General features: G+C 71.8%; 6 protein-coding genes. 2 read left to right on the top strand and 4 right to left on the bottom strand.

Annotated features, from left to right (window positions below; genetic code table 11):
• Positions 1-127: 127 nt before the first annotated feature.
• From ggt to ACFTZB_RS03430, 3 genes are all read right to left on the bottom strand, one after another.
• Entirely contained in the window at positions 128-2,098 is a 1,971-nt protein-coding gene (ggt, locus tag ACFTZB_RS03440) for a gamma-glutamyltransferase (protein WP_378430097.1), read from the bottom strand.
• 37 nt (positions 2,099-2,135) lie between these two features.
• Entirely contained in the window at positions 2,136-3,626 is a 1,491-nt protein-coding gene (locus ACFTZB_RS03435) for an FUSC family protein (protein ID WP_378430107.1), read from the bottom strand.
• A gap of 200 nt (positions 3,627-3,826) precedes the next feature.
• On the bottom strand, positions 3,827-4,264 hold the full coding sequence (locus tag ACFTZB_RS03430; RefSeq protein ID WP_378430096.1) for a hypothetical protein: 438 nt from the start codon (positions 4,262-4,264) through the stop codon (positions 3,827-3,829).
• 85 nt (positions 4,265-4,349) lie between these two features.
• On the opposite strand from ACFTZB_RS03430, the gene ACFTZB_RS03425 reads away from it, so the two are divergent.
• Complete coding sequence (locus tag ACFTZB_RS03425) at positions 4,350-5,024, top strand: helix-turn-helix transcriptional regulator (RefSeq protein WP_378430095.1); 675 nt, start codon at positions 4,350-4,352, stop codon at positions 5,022-5,024.
• Positions 5,025-5,070: 46 nt separating this feature from the next.
• Here ACFTZB_RS03425 and ACFTZB_RS03420 read toward each other — a convergent pair whose 3' ends face one another.
• Complete coding sequence (locus tag ACFTZB_RS03420; RefSeq protein ID WP_378430094.1) at positions 5,071-5,859, bottom strand: putative protein N(5)-glutamine methyltransferase; 789 nt, start codon at positions 5,857-5,859, stop codon at positions 5,071-5,073.
• Between the two features lie 236 nt (positions 5,860-6,095).
• Here ACFTZB_RS03420 and ACFTZB_RS03415 point away from each other — a divergent pair, with 236 nt between their 5' ends.
• Positions 6,096-16,676: an SDR family NAD(P)-dependent oxidoreductase gene (locus ACFTZB_RS03415; RefSeq protein ID WP_378430093.1), complete on the top strand. Its 10,581-nt coding sequence runs from the start codon at positions 6,096-6,098 to the stop codon at positions 16,674-16,676.
• Positions 16,677-16,699: the final 23 nt, after the last annotated feature.

The raw sequence follows: 16,699 nt of genomic DNA, 5'->3' as shown, positions 1-16,699 counted from the left end.
TCTATTTCCCTGGGTCACCCTCGGAATGGTCGAAGAACGCCCAGGTGCCGTCCGGGAAATCGTTCACATCGCTGTTCGCCATGGTCGATGGGTTCCCCGCCGGTGGAGGTCTGAACCATCGGATGGATTATCCCGTCCCGTCACCCATCACCGCGCCCTCGCGCCGCGGGTCCGCGCCGCCGACCCACCCCGAGTCTTGACGCTGCAGCGCACTGAGCCCACTGGACTGCGGTGCGACCGACACCTGGTGACCCATCGCCCGCAGCTGCACGATCAACGGGTCGGCGGCACCGTCGTCGACCGCGTCGATGTTCGGATGCTCTCCGCCGACGCCGGTGACCGGGGTGTTGGCCGCCCCGAAGTCGACCGCCGACACGGCCTGCTGCGGGTTCAGGCCCCAATCCAGCATCCCCACGAGCGTTTTCACGACGAACTGGATGATCACCGAACCGCCCGGCGAGCCGGTCGCGAACTGGACGTCGCCGCGTGAGCCGTCACTGCCGCGGTCGAAGACGAGTGTCGGCGCCATCGAACTCCGCGGCCGCTTCCCCGGTTCGACGCGGTTGGCGAGGGGCGCCCCGTCGGGTCCGACGGGCTGGGCCGAGAAGTCGGTGAGCTGATTGTTGAGCACGAAGCCGTCCGTCATGTGGAACGAGCCGAACGCCGATTCCACCGTCGTCGTCATCGATGCGACGTTGCCGTACCGGTCGGCGATCGAGATGTGGCTGGTGCCGTGTTCCTTGTCCTGCGGTTGCACACCGAGCGGAACGGGCCCGAAGTTGCCGGGTTGCGCGGTGCCCATGCTCCTGCCCGGGTCGATGAGGCCGGCCCGCTGCTTCAGGTAGTCCTCGTTCAGCAGTGTGTCGAGGGAATTGCCGGGCAGCGGAACGAAATCGGAGTCCGCGACGTATTTGTCCCGGTCGGCGTACGCCAGGCGCTCGGCCTCGGAGATGAGGTGCACGGCCTCCGCCGTCGGCTTTCCGCCGTTGTCGTCGAGGTTCGTCGGCCCGTACTGCGACAGGTCGAAGTTCTCCAGGATGCCGAGCGTCGCCGCGACCGCGGTGCCGCCGGACGACGGGTTCGGCATGCCACAGATCTCGTGGTCGCGGTACGGCGTGCACAGCGGTGTCCGCTTCTTCGCCTGGTAGTTGGCGAGGTCGTCGAGAGTCATCTGGCCGGGGGTGCGGCCGCCCGACGCCGTCGCCGTCGCATCGACGATGCCCTGCGCGATCGCCCCGGTGTAGAAGGCGTCGGCGCCGCCCGCGGCGATCGCTCCGAGCGTCTTGGCCATGGCCGGGTTCGTCAGTTTCGTCCCGGCCGGCTTCGGGCTGCCGTCGGGGTTCAGGAAGTACGCCTTCGACGCCTCGTCGACGGCCAGGTCGGGCGCGGACGCGGCGATCTGCCCGGCCATCCGCGGGCTGATCTCGAGACCCTGGTCGGCGAGGGAGATGGCCGGGTCGAACAGCTCCCGCCACGCGTCCCGCCCGTGGTCGCGGTGCGCCATCTCGAGCATCCGCACCACGCCGGGCACGCCGATCGACCGTCCGCTCGCGCGGGCGTCGGGCCTGGGCTCGGTGCGGTCGGTGTCGCTGATCCAGCGGAGGTAGTTCTCCGTCGCGGCCATCGGCGCGACCTCCCGCCCGTCGTACGCCTCGACACTGTTCTGCCCGGCGTCGTAATAGAGCAGGAACGCGCCGCCGCCGATTCCGGAGGACTGCGGTTCGACGAGACCGAGAACGGTCTGGGCCACGATCAGCGCGTCGGCGGCCGTCCCGCCGTCCCGCAGCACCTCGCACGCGGCCTGCGTCGACACCGGATTGGCGGTGGAGACCGCGTACGACGCGGTGGTCACGGGCGTCATCCCGGAGCGGTACACGGTGGCGATCTCGGGGTTGGTCGCGAGGTTCTGGGTGGTCGGCGCCGGGCCGGGCGGTGGCGGCGCCTTGGAGACCGGGGTGCCGTTCGGAACGTCCGCGCACGTGGGCGCCGGATCGCTCTGCGGTTCCTCGTCCGACGAGCACGCCGCCAGCACCCCGACGCAGAGAGCCGCGGCCAACGAGGCCCGAAATACTGTTCCGATTCCCGTCACAGGACCCATCACCGAACCCTAACAGCGGGAATCCGGCGACGACCGGCTAAAGGCGAGGTCCGAAGTGCCGGGTGAGGATTCGGTACCCGAGCTCGTGCAGATGATGGTGCTCGGGCCACCGGTCGCGGGTCCACGCCGGGTCGGTGTGGGCGGCCGTGATCGCGGCGGTCGTGGATGCGTGCAGATCGAACTCGAGGTCCCGGCAGAGTTCGGCGACGGCACCCGGTTCCCGGGCGTCGCCGAGCCGCCCGATCGTCGCGGCCACCTGCCCGTCCGCATCGCTCAGGATCCGCCGGTACGAACCGGGGAGCACCGTCCACAACACCACCAGCGCCACCGCGACACCGAGCACGGTCTCGACGAGCCGGTCGCGGGACACCGTCATCAGGTCCACGTGCGTGCCGCCGCTGCCGAGCACCAGGGCGAGTGGGGTGATGAACACCATCGCCAACCCGTAATTGCGGACGAGGAACGCCTCGATCCCCGCCATCAGACCCGCCACCACGAGGACCAGCACCGCCGCGGGCAGGTCCAGCGACGACAGCACGGCGAGCACGACCAGTCCGAGCACCGTTCCGAAGAACCGGTGCAGCCCGCGGTACGTCCCCAGCACCCGGTCCGGTCCCTGGTGCAGGATCATCGCCGCGGTGATCACCGCCCAGTCCGGTCTGCCGACACCGAACGCCAGCGCCAGCAGACCAGCCGCGGGGCACGCGACCAGCAGTCGCGCGACGATCGTCCAGGACCGGCCCCGCAGATGCGACGCCCGGCGGAGCCGGTAGCGGATCGACGGCCGCGGCAGCGGGACCTGCGGCCGCAGGTCGTCGACGTCCGAGGCGTGGTCCGCGTCGACACCAGCCACCGTCGCCGCACACCGCAGGTGCGCCGCACGCAACGTGCGGGTCAGCGGATGGTCACGGCCGACGAGGGCGGCGTCGTGGAGGCATTGCCAGGCGGCGTGCAGCGACCGCACCGCGTCCCGCCGGGAACCGGGCGACGACGGGTCGGAGAGTGCGGTGTCGACTGCGGCGACCGCGCCCGCGACCGCGGCACGCTCGGGGGTGCGGGGACGAACGATCAGCCCCGACATCGACACGAGCAACGCCGACACCGCCCCGGCCGCCGCCCAGGCCATCACCTCCGCCACGGAGACACCGAGCGCGGGCAGCGCTGACGAGATCTCCACGGTGAGCAGCGGAAGGAAGGCGCCCGGCGCACCGAGTCGCAGTCCGTCGACGACGAAGGCGCAGACCGCGACGACGAGGGTCATCGTGAGGACGAGCGCCATCCCCCACAACGCGGACCCGCCCGCCACCGTCACGTCGTGCACGAGTGCGCCGACCGCAGCGCCCACCCCGGCCAGAAGCACCATCACGGCGGCGGCGATCGACACCACCCGCCACCGCACCCGGTACGCCCGGCCCTCGCCGTAGACGACGGCGAACGCACCCAGAGTGGCGGTCGCCGCGACAGCCGAATGTCCGAGGGCGACCCCCGCCAGCGCGGGCAGGCCCACGGCCACGCCGGCACGGACCACGCCCGGCCAGCGTCGACCCAGCTTGGGCACCCCGAGAAGCAACGACCGTGCCGGGGCCGGCGCAGGGATCGGCGCACCGTGATCCCGCGACCCGGTTCCCTGATCCTGCGCACCTACCGACACGACCACTCACCCTACGAGCGGTCGCGTCACTCGAAACAGTCGATGAGGTGCATCTCACGTGCGGTGCGCGGCTCCGATCAGGTGTGCGGGCGGTGGAGCGGGCGCCCGTACTCGGCGGCGAGCAGGCCGAGGGCGGCGGCGCCGGCGAGCAACCCGAAGTCGCGCAGTGCGACGTCGTAGTAGCCGGACAGCGTCAGCAGGTTGACGATGATCCCGGCCAGCCAGGCCACGACGACCCAGGCGCCGATCCGCGGTGCCACCGCGACGAGGATTCCGGCGATCACTTCGATCACGCCGACGGCGTACATGCCCTGCTGCGCGGTTCCCGGCAGGATGTCGTCGATCCACGGCGCCAGGTACTTCGGCCAGTCGGTGAGCCAGTTCGTGAACTTGTCGAGCCCGAACAGGATCGGTGCCACCGTGAAGACCGTGCGCAGCAGGAGAAAGGCCTGGTAGCCGGGGTCGGACAGGGTGTGCGAACCGTGGCTGACCTGGTGGGGTGTGTTGGTAGCCATGATGACTCCTTCTAAAAACGATATTCTTTGACTATAGAATTGGCCGCTCGATTTAGTCAACGATTCTCGGTTTTACAATGGGCTCATGGATGCCACACCACGCTCGGACGTCTCCGCCGTCTCCGCCCTCGGCGAGCCGGTCCGCAGGCAGGTGTACGACCACGTGCGCACGCAGCCGTCGCCGGTCAGCCGCGACGACGTCGCCGAAGCGCTGGGTCTCGCCCGCTCGACGTCCGCGTTCCATCTCGAGAAGCTGGCCGACGAGGGGCTGCTGGCGGTCGAGTTCGCGCGGCGCGGCGGGCGCTCGGGGCCGGGCGCGGGACGGCCCGCCAAACTCTACCGGCGGTCCGAGCGCGAATTCTCGGTGCATCTTCCCGAACGTGCGTACGCACTGGCCGGTGAGTTGCTCGCGCGGGCGATCGAAGACGCCGAGGCGACCGGTGCCTCACCGCGCGACGCCCTGGCCGCGCGGGCGCACGACTTCGGTCGCGGCCTCGGCGCCGACATCGGCTGCTCGGACGACGACCTGGTGGCGGCGCTCGCGGGGTGCGGGTACGAACCGCGCAGCGGCGATGCGGCCATCGTGCTGCTCAACTGCCCGTTCCATGCGCTCGCCCGGCAGCACACCGACATGGTGTGCGGGATGAACCTCGCACTGCTGTCCGGACTGCTCGACGGTGCGGGCTGCGAGGACCGCCGCGCCACGCTCGCCCCCGCCGAGGGGTACTGCTGCGTGCGGATCGACTCCCCACGTGAGTGACAAGGTGTGCCCGGGGACGCTTTGCCACTCACGTGGGGGTGGCCGCTCACCTGGGGGTGGTGCCGACGACGACGGTGGCATCCACCTCGTCGGACGTCTCGATCCGGGTGCTGAGCCCAGCCGCCGCGAACGCCTCGGCGGTGAACGGGGCCTGACTCGCGCTGGTCTCGATCAGCAGATGGCCACCCGGCGCGAGCCAGTCGCGCGCCCCGGCGGTCACACGCCGCTGGATGTCGAGCCCGTCGGCGCCGCCGTCGAGTGAGACCCGCGGCTCGTGGCACCGCGCCTCCGGCGGCATCAACCTGATCGCATCGGTGGGCACATACGGGGCATTCGCGACCAGGACGTCGATGCGTCCCCTCAGCGCGGTGGGCAGCGGCGTGTACAGGTCGCCCTCGAACACCCGGGCCGATTCGGCGAGGTTGCGCCGCGCGCACCGGACCGCGGCGCGGTCGATGTCCACCGCATACAACTCGATGCCGTCGAGGGTGTCGGCGAGCGCGGCACCCACCGCCCCCGAACCGCAGCACAGGTCGACGACGACAGCGTGCGGGCACGCGAGGGCCGCCGCCTGCTCGACGAGGAACGCGGTGCGCCGCCGCGGCACGAATACCCGCGGATCGACCTCGATCCGGAGCCCGCAGAATTCGGCCCAGCCGAGGACGTGTTCGAGGGGGACGCCTGCGACGCGGCGGTCCAGCATCGAGGCGAGTTCGTCCGACGTCCGTGCGGCGGAGACGATCAGGCGCGCCTCGTCCTCGGCGAACACACAGCCGGCGGCGCGCAACCTCGTGACGAGGACGAATTCGAGGGACGGTGAGAGAGACACTGACATGGGAGGGCCTTACGGATCCTGCTCGGAGTCGCCACACTACCGACGGCGATGGCCGCCGGAAGCCGAACAGCCGGAATCGGCATACACCGGAGCGCCGGTGGGTATCCCCTGGGCGTGCCGGCCTGACCAGGTGGATCGGTCGTCGGCGAAGCTCAGACCGCTCCTTCCGCATCGTGACCGCGGATACAATCGAGGTTTCCGCGCTACGTACGGCGGATCTCGGATAGGACCTCGATATGGCCGATCAGGCGAAGCTCCTCGACTATCTGAAACGAGTCACCGCGGACCTCTATCAGGCGCGGGAGAAGCTCCGTGAGGTCGAGGGCGTCAGCCGCGAACCGATCGCCGTCATCGGCATGGGCTGCCGGTTCCCCGGCGGTGTGCGGTCGCCGCGGGACCTGTGGCGGCTGGTCGAGTCCGGCGCGGACACCGTCGCCGGGTTCCCCGAGGACCGCGGCTGGGGCCTGGCGGATCTCTACGACCCGAAGGCCGAGCAGGCCGGTAAGACGTACACGGTGCAGGGCAGTTTCCTCGACGACCCCGCCGGGTTCGACCCGGAGGTGTTCGGCATCTCGCCGCGCGAGGCGCTGGCGATGGATCCGCAGCAGCGGCTTCTCCTCGAGACGAGCTGGGAGACGTTCGAGGACGCCGGCATCGACCCGCGGTCGGTGCACGGCCGGCAGGTCGGCGTCTTCACCGGGCTGTCCGGCATCGATTACGCGGCGCGGGCGGGCGGGATGCCGCCCGAGGATCTGGAGGGTTACTTCATCACCGGCAACGCGATGAGCGTCGCGTCCGGCCGGGTGGCGTACAGCTTCGGATTGAACGGTCCCGCGATCACGGTGGACACCGCGTGCTCGTCGTCGTTGGTGTCCATCCACCTCGCCATGCAGGCGCTGCGCAGCGGCGAGTGCGAGCTGGCGCTGGCGGGCGGGGCGACGGTCATGGCGACCCCCGCGGTGTTCGTGGAGTTCAGCCGCCAGCGCGGACTGGCCCGCGACGGGCGGTGCAAGGCGTTCTCCGCCGCAGCGGACGGCACGGCCTGGGGTGAGGGTGCGGGGATGGTCGCGCTGGAACGACTGTCCGACGCGGAACGCAAGGGTCGCCGGATCCTGGCCGTCATCCGCGGCAGCGCGGTGAATCAGGACGGCGCAAGCAACGGACTGACGGCGCCGAACCGGCAGGCGCAGGAGCGGGTGATCGCGCAGGCGCTGGCCAATGCGGGGCTCGGCCCCGGCGACGTCGACGTGGTCGAGGCGCACGGCACGGGCACGAAGCTGGGGGATCCGATCGAGGCGTCCGCCCTCCTGGCCGGTTACGGCCGCGAGCGCCCCGCCGACCGGCCGCTGTGGCTCGGCTCGGTGAAGTCGAATCTCGGGCACACCCAGGCGGCTGCGGGCGTCGCCGGGGTGATGAAGATGATCATGGCGATGCGGCACGGTGTCCTGCCGAAGACGCTGCACGTGGACCGGCCGACCCCGCACGTCGACTGGTCCGCCGGTGCGGTGTCGCTGCTCACCGAGAACCGGGAGTGGCCGGAATCCGACCGTCCGCGCCGGGCCGCGGTCTCGTCGTTCGGCATCAGCGGCACCAACGCGCACGTCGTGCTGGAAGAGGCGCCGCCGGTCGAGCCGTCGGACGGCGAACCGCCGCGTCCCGCTGACGAAGTCGTCGCCTGGTTCGTGTCGGGACACACCGAGCCCGCCCTGCGCGCGCAGGCCGAGCGGTTACGCGAGTACGTCAGCGGCCACCCCGACCTGACGCCCGCCGCGGTGGCCGGCACCCTGCTGGGTTCCCGGGCCACGTTCGATCACCGCGCCGCCGTGATCGGCACGCAGCCCCACGCCCTGCTGAACGGCCTCGACGCGCTCAGCCGCGGCGCGCCCAGCGCCGACGTGATCACCGGCGTGGCGCTGGAGGCCGGTGACCGGCCGGTGTTCGTCTTCCCGGGCCAGGGATCGCAGTGGGTGGGCATGGCCACCGAACTGCTGGACACGTCACCGGTGTTCGCCGACACGGTGCGGGAGTGCGCCGAAGCGCTGGCTCCGTACACGAATTTCTCGCTGCTGGACGTGCTGCGCGACCGCGATCCCGCCGCGCTCGACCGGGTCGACGTGGTGCAACCGGCACTGTTCGCGATGATGGTCGGGCTCGCCGGGCTGTGGCGTTCCCACGGCGTGGAACCCGCGGCGGTCGTCGGGCATTCGCAGGGCGAGATCGCGGCCGCGTATGTGTCGGGGGCGCTGAGTCTTTCCGACGCGGCGCTCGTCGTGGCGGCCCGCAGCCGGGTGATCGGCGCGTCGGCCCGGCGGGGCGGCGGGATGGCGTCGGTGACGCTGCCCGCGGACCTCGTGCGGGAGAAGATTCAGCCCTGGGCAGGGGCCGTCGAGGTCGCGGCGATGAACGGTCCGTCCGCAACGGTGATCTCCGGCCCCGTCGACGCCCTCGACCTGCTGATCGCACAGTTGCAGGGCGACGGCGTCCAGGCCAGGCGGATCGCGGTGGAGTACGCGTCGCACTGCGCGGACGTGTCCGTGCTGAGGGAGCCGATTCTCGACGTCCTCGCGTCGATCACCCCCCGCCGCTCGCGGATTCCGTTCTACTCGTCGGTGACCGGTGGCGTGCTGGACGGCACCGCACTGGACGCCGACTACTGGTACCGCAATCTGCGACGGACCGTCCGGTTCGAGCAGGCGACGAGATCACTGGCAGCGGACGGCTACCGGTTGTTCGTCGAGTCGTGCAGCCACCCCGTTCTCACGGTGGCGTTGCAGGAAACGCTCGACGCGGCGGGCGTCGCCGGCCGCGCCGTCGGCACCATCCGCCGCGACCGCGCGGGGCTGCGGCAGTTCACCGCCGCGCTCGCCGAGGCGCAGGTCCACGGACTGCACGTCGAGTGGGACCGGGTGGGCTGGGCCCGGCACGACGACCGGCAGCAGTGGGTGGACCTTCCCACATACGCCTTCCAGCATCGCCGCTACTGGCTGGAGAGCCCGGTTCCGCAGGGCGATTTCGCGTCCACGGGCATGGAGTCGGGCGGGCACCCGATGCTCGCGGCATCGGTCGAACTCGGCGACGGCCGGGGCGCCGTGTTCACGGGTCTGCTGTCGCCGCAACGCCTTCCCTGGCTGAGCGATCACGGCGTCGAGGGCACCGTCATCCTGCCGGGGACGGCGTTCGTGGAACTCGCCCTGCACGCGGGGAACCGCGTCGGGTGCGGCCGGCTCGAGGAACTCGCCATCGAGGCTCCCCTGGTGATTCCCGCCGAGGGCGAGGTGGCGTTGCAGGTGAGCGTGCTCTCCGACGGCGAGGCGGGCCGATCCACGGTGTCGGTGCACTCCCGGCCCGCGGACGCCGCGCCGGACACGCCGTGGACCCGGCACGCCACCGGCACACTCACGGTCGCCGTCGACACCGCCGGCTCCCTCGAACAGCAGTGGCCGCCCGCCGACGTCACGCCGATCGACGTGCGGGGCCTGTACGACGTGCTCGACGACGCCGGCTACGAGTACGGCCCGGTGTTCCGCGGCCTGAAGGCGGCGTGGCGCCGCGGCGACGACCTGTACGGCGAGGTCCGGCTGAGCGGAGAGGACCCGGCCGCCGCAGTCGCGGGGTACGGGATCCATCCGGCGGTGCTCGACGCGGCGCTGCACCTGATCGCGCTCGGAGCCGCGGACACCGGCATCCGGCTGCCGTTCGCCTGGGACAGGGTGCAGCTGCACGCCGTCGGCGCCACCGCCCTGCGCGTGCACGTCACCATGATCGGGCCCGAGCGTTACCGGGTCTCCGCGTCCGACGCGGCGGGCAGACCGGTGTTGACCGCCGAGTCGCTGGCGCTGCGGCCGCTCGGCGACGCGGGCGTGCCTGCCGCCCGGGTCCGCGACAGCCTGTACCGGGTGGAGTGGATGCCGGTGGGTGCGTCGAGCACGTCTGCCGCGGACCTGATGCCGCTCGACGAGGCGCTGGCGGGCGGTGACCCGGACGGTCGCGTGCTGTGGCTCGACCGTGCGCCGGGCGACGAGCCGGACGTGCCGGCCCGGTCGCACGCCGCGGCGGAGTCGACGCTGCGGGCGGTCCGGTCCTGGCTCGGCGACGACCGCCTGGCCGAGACCCGGCTGCTGGTGACGACGCGGCTCGCGGTGGCGGTCCGGGACGACGACCCGGTCGACGACGTGTCCGCGGCGCCCGCGTGGGGGCTGATCGGCGCGGTGCAGAACGAGCACCCGGACCGCATCACCCTCGTCGACCTGGACGCGGCGGCCGGTGAACGGTCCGATCCCGCGCTGCTGTCCATGGCGTTGGCCTGCAACGAACCTCAGCTGGCCGTCCGGGACGGGGTGCTGCTGGCGCCGATGCTCGCCGCGGTGACGCCCGCGACGGCCGCGCCCGACGAGGGCCCCGCCACGTTCGGCTCGGACGGCACCGTCCTGATCACCGGCGGCACCGGCACCATCGGCAGGCTGATCGCCCGGCATCTCGTCGCGCAGCACGGGGTGCGGCGCGTGGTGCTGACCGGGCGGCGCGCGCTCGACGCCGAGGCGGCGGACGAACTGCGGGCCGAGTTCGCCGAGTCGGGAACGGAAGTCGACGCTGTCGCCTGCGACGTGGCCGACCGCGACGCGGTGGCCGCGCTGCTCGACGGCATTCCCGACCTGTCCGGTGTGATCCACGCGGCCGGCGTGCTCGAGGACGCCACCGCCGCCACGCTGAGCGCGGAGCAGTTGCACGCGGTTCTCCGCCCGAAGGTGGACGGCGCCTGGAATCTGCACGACCTCACGCGGGACCGTGACCTGTCGGCGTTCGTGCTGTTCTCCTCGGCGGCGGGTGTGCTCGGCGGCGCGGGACAGGCGAATTATGCGGCGGCGAACGTCTTCCTCGACGCGCTCGCCCAGCACCGCCGCGCCCGCGGGCTGCCCGCGACGTCCATGGCGTGGGGGCTGTGGGACCGGCCCAGCGGGATGACGTCCCATCTGAATGCGGCCGATCTGGACCGGTTGCAGCGCAACGGCATCGACACCATCAGCCCGGAGGCGGGGCTCGCGCTGTTCGATGCCGCACTCGCCGTGAACCGGCCGTTGATCGTGCCGGTCCGGCTGTCGACGCGAGCGTCCCGCTCCGAGGGCGAGTCGCTGCCTCCGATCCTGCGCCGGGTGCTCGGGGTTCGTCGTCGCCGCGCCGCTGCCGCCGATTCCCCGACCGGACTGGCCGAGGAGTTGCGCGCGCTGGACCCGGGAGAGCGGCACAGCCGGGTGCTCGACATCGTCACCACCCACGTGGCGGCCGTGCTCGGTCACGAAGGTAAGGAGGCGATCGACCCGGAACGTGCGTTCAAGCAACTCGGTTTCGACTCGCTGACCGCGGTGCAACTGCGCAATCAGCTGACGACCGCCACCGGTGTGCGACTGGCCGCGACGGTGGTGTTCGACCATCCCACCGCGGACGCGCTCACCCGGGAACTGGTGTCCCGACTGCTCGGGGACGAGGCGGCTCCGCAGCCGGCGGGCCCGACGCGGGCCCGGCGGGACGACGACCCGATCGTGATCGTCGGGATGGCGTGCCGCTACCCGGGCAAGGTGTACAGCCCGGAGGACCTGTGGCGGCTCGTCCACGACGGTCGCAACGCGGTGGGCGCGTATCCGCACAACCGGGGCTGGAATCTCGACGAGGTGTACGACCCCGACCCGAACCGGCCCGGCACCACGTACATGAAGGAGGGTGGGTTCCTCTACGACGCAGACGAATTCGATGCCGCGTTCTTCGGTATCAGCCCCCGCGAGGCGATCGCGATGGACCCGCAGCACCGGCTGCTGCTCGAAAGCGCGTGGGAAGCGTTGGAACAGGCCGGGATCCAGCCGACCGCACCCGGGCTCACCGACACCGGTGTGTTCGTCGGGCTGATGGGCGGCGACTACGGCTTCCACCTGATGACGCAGCGCAACGTCGACGCCGAGGGCTATCTGATGACGGGGACCAGCAACAGCGTCGCGTCCGGCCGGATCTCCTACACGCTCGGCTTCACCGGTCCCGCGGTCACCGTGGACACGGCGTGCTCGTCGTCGCTGGTGGCGATGCATCTCGCGGCGCGGGCACTGCGCGACGGTGAATGCACGCTGGCGCTGGCCGGCGGCGCGACGGTGATGGCCACACCCGGTGTGCTGGTCGAGTTCAGCCGCCAGCGCGGGCTCGCCTCCGACGGGCGCTGCAAGCCGTTCTCCGACCGGGCCGACGGCACCGGCCTCAGCGAGGGCGCGGGAATGGTGGTGCTGGAACGGCTCAGCGACGCCCGGCGCAACGGGCACCGGGTGCTGGCGATCGTCCGCGGATCCGCGGTCAACCAGGACGGGGCGTCCAACGGGTTGACCGCCCCGAACGGGCCGTCCCAGGAACGCGTCATCCGCCAGGCTCTGGCCGACGCCGCGCTCGGCCCCACCGACATCGACGCCGTGGAGGCACACGGCACCGGCACCACGCTCGGCGACCCGATCGAGGCGCAGGCGCTGCTCGCCGCGTACGGGCAGGGCCGGGAGGGCCGGCCACTGTGGCTCGGTTCCGTCAAGTCGAACATCGGCCATTCCCAGGCGGCGGCGGGCGTCGCCGGCGTGATCAAGATGGTGATGGCGATGCGGCACGGGGTGCTGCCCCCGAGCCTGCACGGCGACGTCCCCACCCGGCACGTCGACTGGACCGCGGGCGAGGTGTCGCTGCTCGGCGAATCGGTTGCGTGGCCGGACACCGGGCGGCCCCGGCGGGCGGCCGTGTCGTCGTTCGGGATCAGCGGCACCAACTCGCACATGATCCTCGAGCAGCCACCCGAGGACGCGGTAGCGGAGGCCTCGCCGTCGTCGTCGCCACTGGTGTGGGTGCTCTCCGGAAAGACCGGCGACGCGTTGCGCGCGCAGGCCACCCGGTTGGCGGAATTCCTCGACACGACCGAGACCGAACTTCCGGACCCGGCCGACCTCGCCTATTCGCTGGCCACCACCCGATCCGGTTTCACGCATCGCGCCGCGGTGCTCGGGGAAACGCTGGACGACCTGCGCGACGGACTGGCTCGCATCGTCACGGAACGTCCCGGCGGCAACGTCGTCACCGGGACGAGCGCCCGCGGCAAGACTGCGTTCATGTTCACCGGCCAGGGCGCGCAGCGCATCGGCATGGGCCGCGGTCTCTACGACGCCTACCCGGTGTTCGCGACGGCGCTGGACGAGGTCTGCGCCGTCCTCGACGAGCACGTGGAAACCCCGGTGCGGCAGGTGATCTGGGACGAGGACGACGGCGCGAAGCTCGACAGCACCGAATACACCCAGCCCGCCCTGTTCGCGATCGAGGTCGCGCTGTACCGGCTGCTGCGGGAGTGGGGCATCACCCCCGACTACCTGATCGGCCATTCGATCGGCGAGATCACCGCGGCCCACGTCGCGGGCGTGTTCAGCCTGCCCGATGCGGCTGCCCTGGTCGGTGACCGGGGACGGTTGATGCAGTCCACCAAGCCGGGTCTGATGATCGCCGTCCGGGCACGCGAGGAGGACATCCTGCCGCGGATCGACGGCCGCGTCGATCTCGCGGCCGTCAACGGCGCCGAATCCGTGGTCCTCGCCGGCGGCGAACGCGACGTGCACGCCGTCGCCGCCGAACTGTCCGCCGCCGGACTGAAGACCACGAGCCTGCGGGTCGAGCGGGCCTTCCACTCGACCCTGATGGATCCGATCCTCGACCAGTTCACCGCCGTGCTGTCCAAGCTGACGGCGCAGCCGCCGAAGATCCCGGTCGTCTCCAACGTCACCGGACGCGTCGCCACCGCCGACGAACTCGTGTCGCCGGAGTACTGGACCCGGCACATCCGGCAGACGGTGCGGTTCCACGACGGTGTTCGCGCCCTCGACGAACTCGGTGTCACCCGCCTCGTCGAAGTCGGTCCCGGCGCGACCCTGGCGGCACTCGCCGCCGAGGTCGTCCCGAACACGATCGCCACGCTGCCCGGGCACGAGAACGAACCCCACGGGATCATCGCGGCGGTCGCCGCCGCGTACGTGCAGGGCGCACCGGTCGACTGGGATCGCGTGCTGCCCGGCCGGCGCCGCATCGCCCTGCCCACGTACGCATTCCAGCGCCGCTCCTACTGGCCGACGGCGGCCGCCCGGAACACCGGCGACCCGACCGAACTGGGGCTGACCCCGTCCGATCATCCGCTGCTCGGTGCCGCGGTGACGCTCGACGACGACGCGATCCTGTTCACGGGACAACTGTCGCTGCACCGGGATCCCTGGCTCGTGTCACCGTCGGTCGACGACGGCGACTCCCCGGTACCCGACCACGGCGAGGCGAAGACGGTGCTGCCCGCGGTGCCGGTCGAACTCGCCCTGCACGCGGCCCACCACGCCGGCCTCGACCACATCGACGAACTCGCCCTGCACCACCCGCTCGTCCTCCCCACGTCGGGGCTGGCCTCGATCCGGGTGCTCGTGTCGCCGCCGGACACCACCGGGGCACGCACCATCACCGTCTCGTCGAAGTCGGGCGACACCGACAGCCCGGACAGCTGGGTTCGCAACGCGTCGGCGACAATCGACGACGTCGTCGGCGCTTCCACCACAGTGCCGCAACACGATCCGGGCGACACCGAAACCGAGGTGCGGCTCGAGGACGGCGTCGACACGAGCGGGTTCGGCATCCACCCGGTGCTGCTGCAAGCCGCGATCGAACCCCTCCTCGGGTGGGACGGCTGGCCGTCGACCTGGTCGGGAATCCGCCTGCACACCGTCGGCGCCGACGCGGTGACCGCCCGGTTCACCCCCGGCGACGACGGACGGCATCGCATCACCGCCGTCGACCCCGCCGGTGAACCGGTGCTGACCGTCGAGGCGCTGCGCGTGGCGCAGAGGACGGACGACGGGGGCCGCCCGGCGTCGCTGCGACTGCACCGCACCGCCTGGATCCGGGTGGAGGTCGCGCCGTCCGGGCCTCGCGGACCGGTGGTCGTCCTCGGCGCCGACGGGTTCGGCGACCCGGGCATCGGATCGACGTTCCCGGGGTGCCCCGACCTGGAGTCGTTGCGGACCGCGATGGAATCCGGGCCGGACGAAGACGATCGGCGTCCGTGGACGGTGCTGGTCGGGTGCGCGACCGACGGCGACCACGGTCCGGACGCGACCCACGAACTGTGCGCGCGGGTGCTGCGACTGCTGCAGGACTGGCAGGACGACGAGACGTTCGCCGACAACCCGCTCGTGATCGTGACCCGCAACGCCATGGTCACCGACGACGGGCAGGACCACGACGCTCGCCCCGACCTCGCGGCCGCGGCGGTGTGGGGCCTGGTGGGCTCCGCGCAGAACGAGAACCCGGACCGGTTCGTGCTGATCGACCTCGACGACGCGTCGGACGCCGAGGCCGCGATCACGTCGGCACTGGCAAGCGGGGAACCGCAGGTGGCAGCCCGGAACGGCACGCTGTGCGCACCGCGGTTGCGGCGGATGCCCGCCGTCGACGAACCGACGACGTTCGATCCCGCCGGCACCGTGCTGGTCACCGGCGGCACCGGCACGGTCGGGTCGCTGATCGCCCACCACCTGGTGACCGGGCACGGGGCCCGGCACCTGCTACTGACCAGCAGGCGCGGACCCGGCGCCGAGGGCAGCGACCGGCTGCGCCGCGAACTGAGCGAACTGGGCGCCGAGGTGAGCATCGTCGCCTGCGACACCGCGGACGAGTCGGCGGTCGCCGGGTTGCTGGCGGGGATCCCGTCCGAGCATCCCCTGACGGCGGTGATCCACGCGGCAGGCGTGATCGACGACGGCACCCTGGCGTCGCTGACACCCGAGCGACTCGACACGGTGCTGCGGCCGAAGGTCGACGCGGCCTGGCACCTGCACCGGCTGACCGCGGACAGCGACCTGCGGGCGTTCGTCGTGTTCTCCTCGCTCGCCGGCGTCCTCGGGGCCCCCGGGCAGGCGAACTACGCGTCCGCGAACATGTTCCTCGACGCCCTCGCCCACCACCGCCACGCCCTCGGGCTGCCCGGACTCTCGATCGCGTGGGGCATGTGGGCGACACCGAGCGCCATGACCGACAACCTCGGTGCCATCGACCTCGCCCGCGCCCGCCTCAGCGGGATGGTGCCGATGCCCGCAGCCGACGGCCTGGCGCTGTTCGACAGCGCGCTGGCGGCCGGCGCCCCCACCGTCGCGGCCGCGCGGTTCGACCACTCCGGTTCGGCCGCACCGTACGTTTCCCCACCGCTGCGGGGCCTGATCCGGGAGTCGCGCCCACACGCCGCAGGATCGGATTCGGTCGTGACCGGCCCGAACGGGTCGGGGCCGTCGGACTGGTCGCAGCGACTCGCCGACCTGTCGATCCCCGAACAGCGGCACCTGATGCTCGACCTCGTGCGGGGCGGGGCCGCCACCGTGCTCGGCTACGACGCGTCGGACTCGGTGGACCCCGACCAGGCGTTCAAGGAACTCGGCTTCGATTCACTCGCGGCCGTCGCGCTCCGCAACCACCTCGGCGCCGCCACGGGCCTGCGATTGCCGCCGACCATGGTGTTCGACCACCCGAGCCCGCGGGCCGTCGCCGAGTTCCTGCGCTCGGAACTCGTTCCGGATCCGATGTCGGTGGCGCTCGCCGACGTCGACCGGCTTCGCGCCACCATCGCCGAACTCGGCGACGACGCCGAGGCGCGGTCGGCCATCGCGCAACGCCTCGGAAGCCTCCTGGCCGAGGTCGGAACGTCGGACGACGCGCACGCCGCCGCGGTCGACAAGATTCACGCCGCGACGAGTGAAGAGATCCTGGACCTGATCGATCGCGGTCTCTGACCGGGAACAGCGTGGGTGCTCGC

The organism is Rhodococcus sp. NPDC057014 (assembly GCF_042673295.1).
Taxonomy (GTDB): domain Bacteria; phylum Actinomycetota; class Actinomycetes; order Mycobacteriales; family Mycobacteriaceae; genus Rhodococcus_F.
This window is presented reverse-complemented; position numbering and strand designations above follow the sequence as displayed.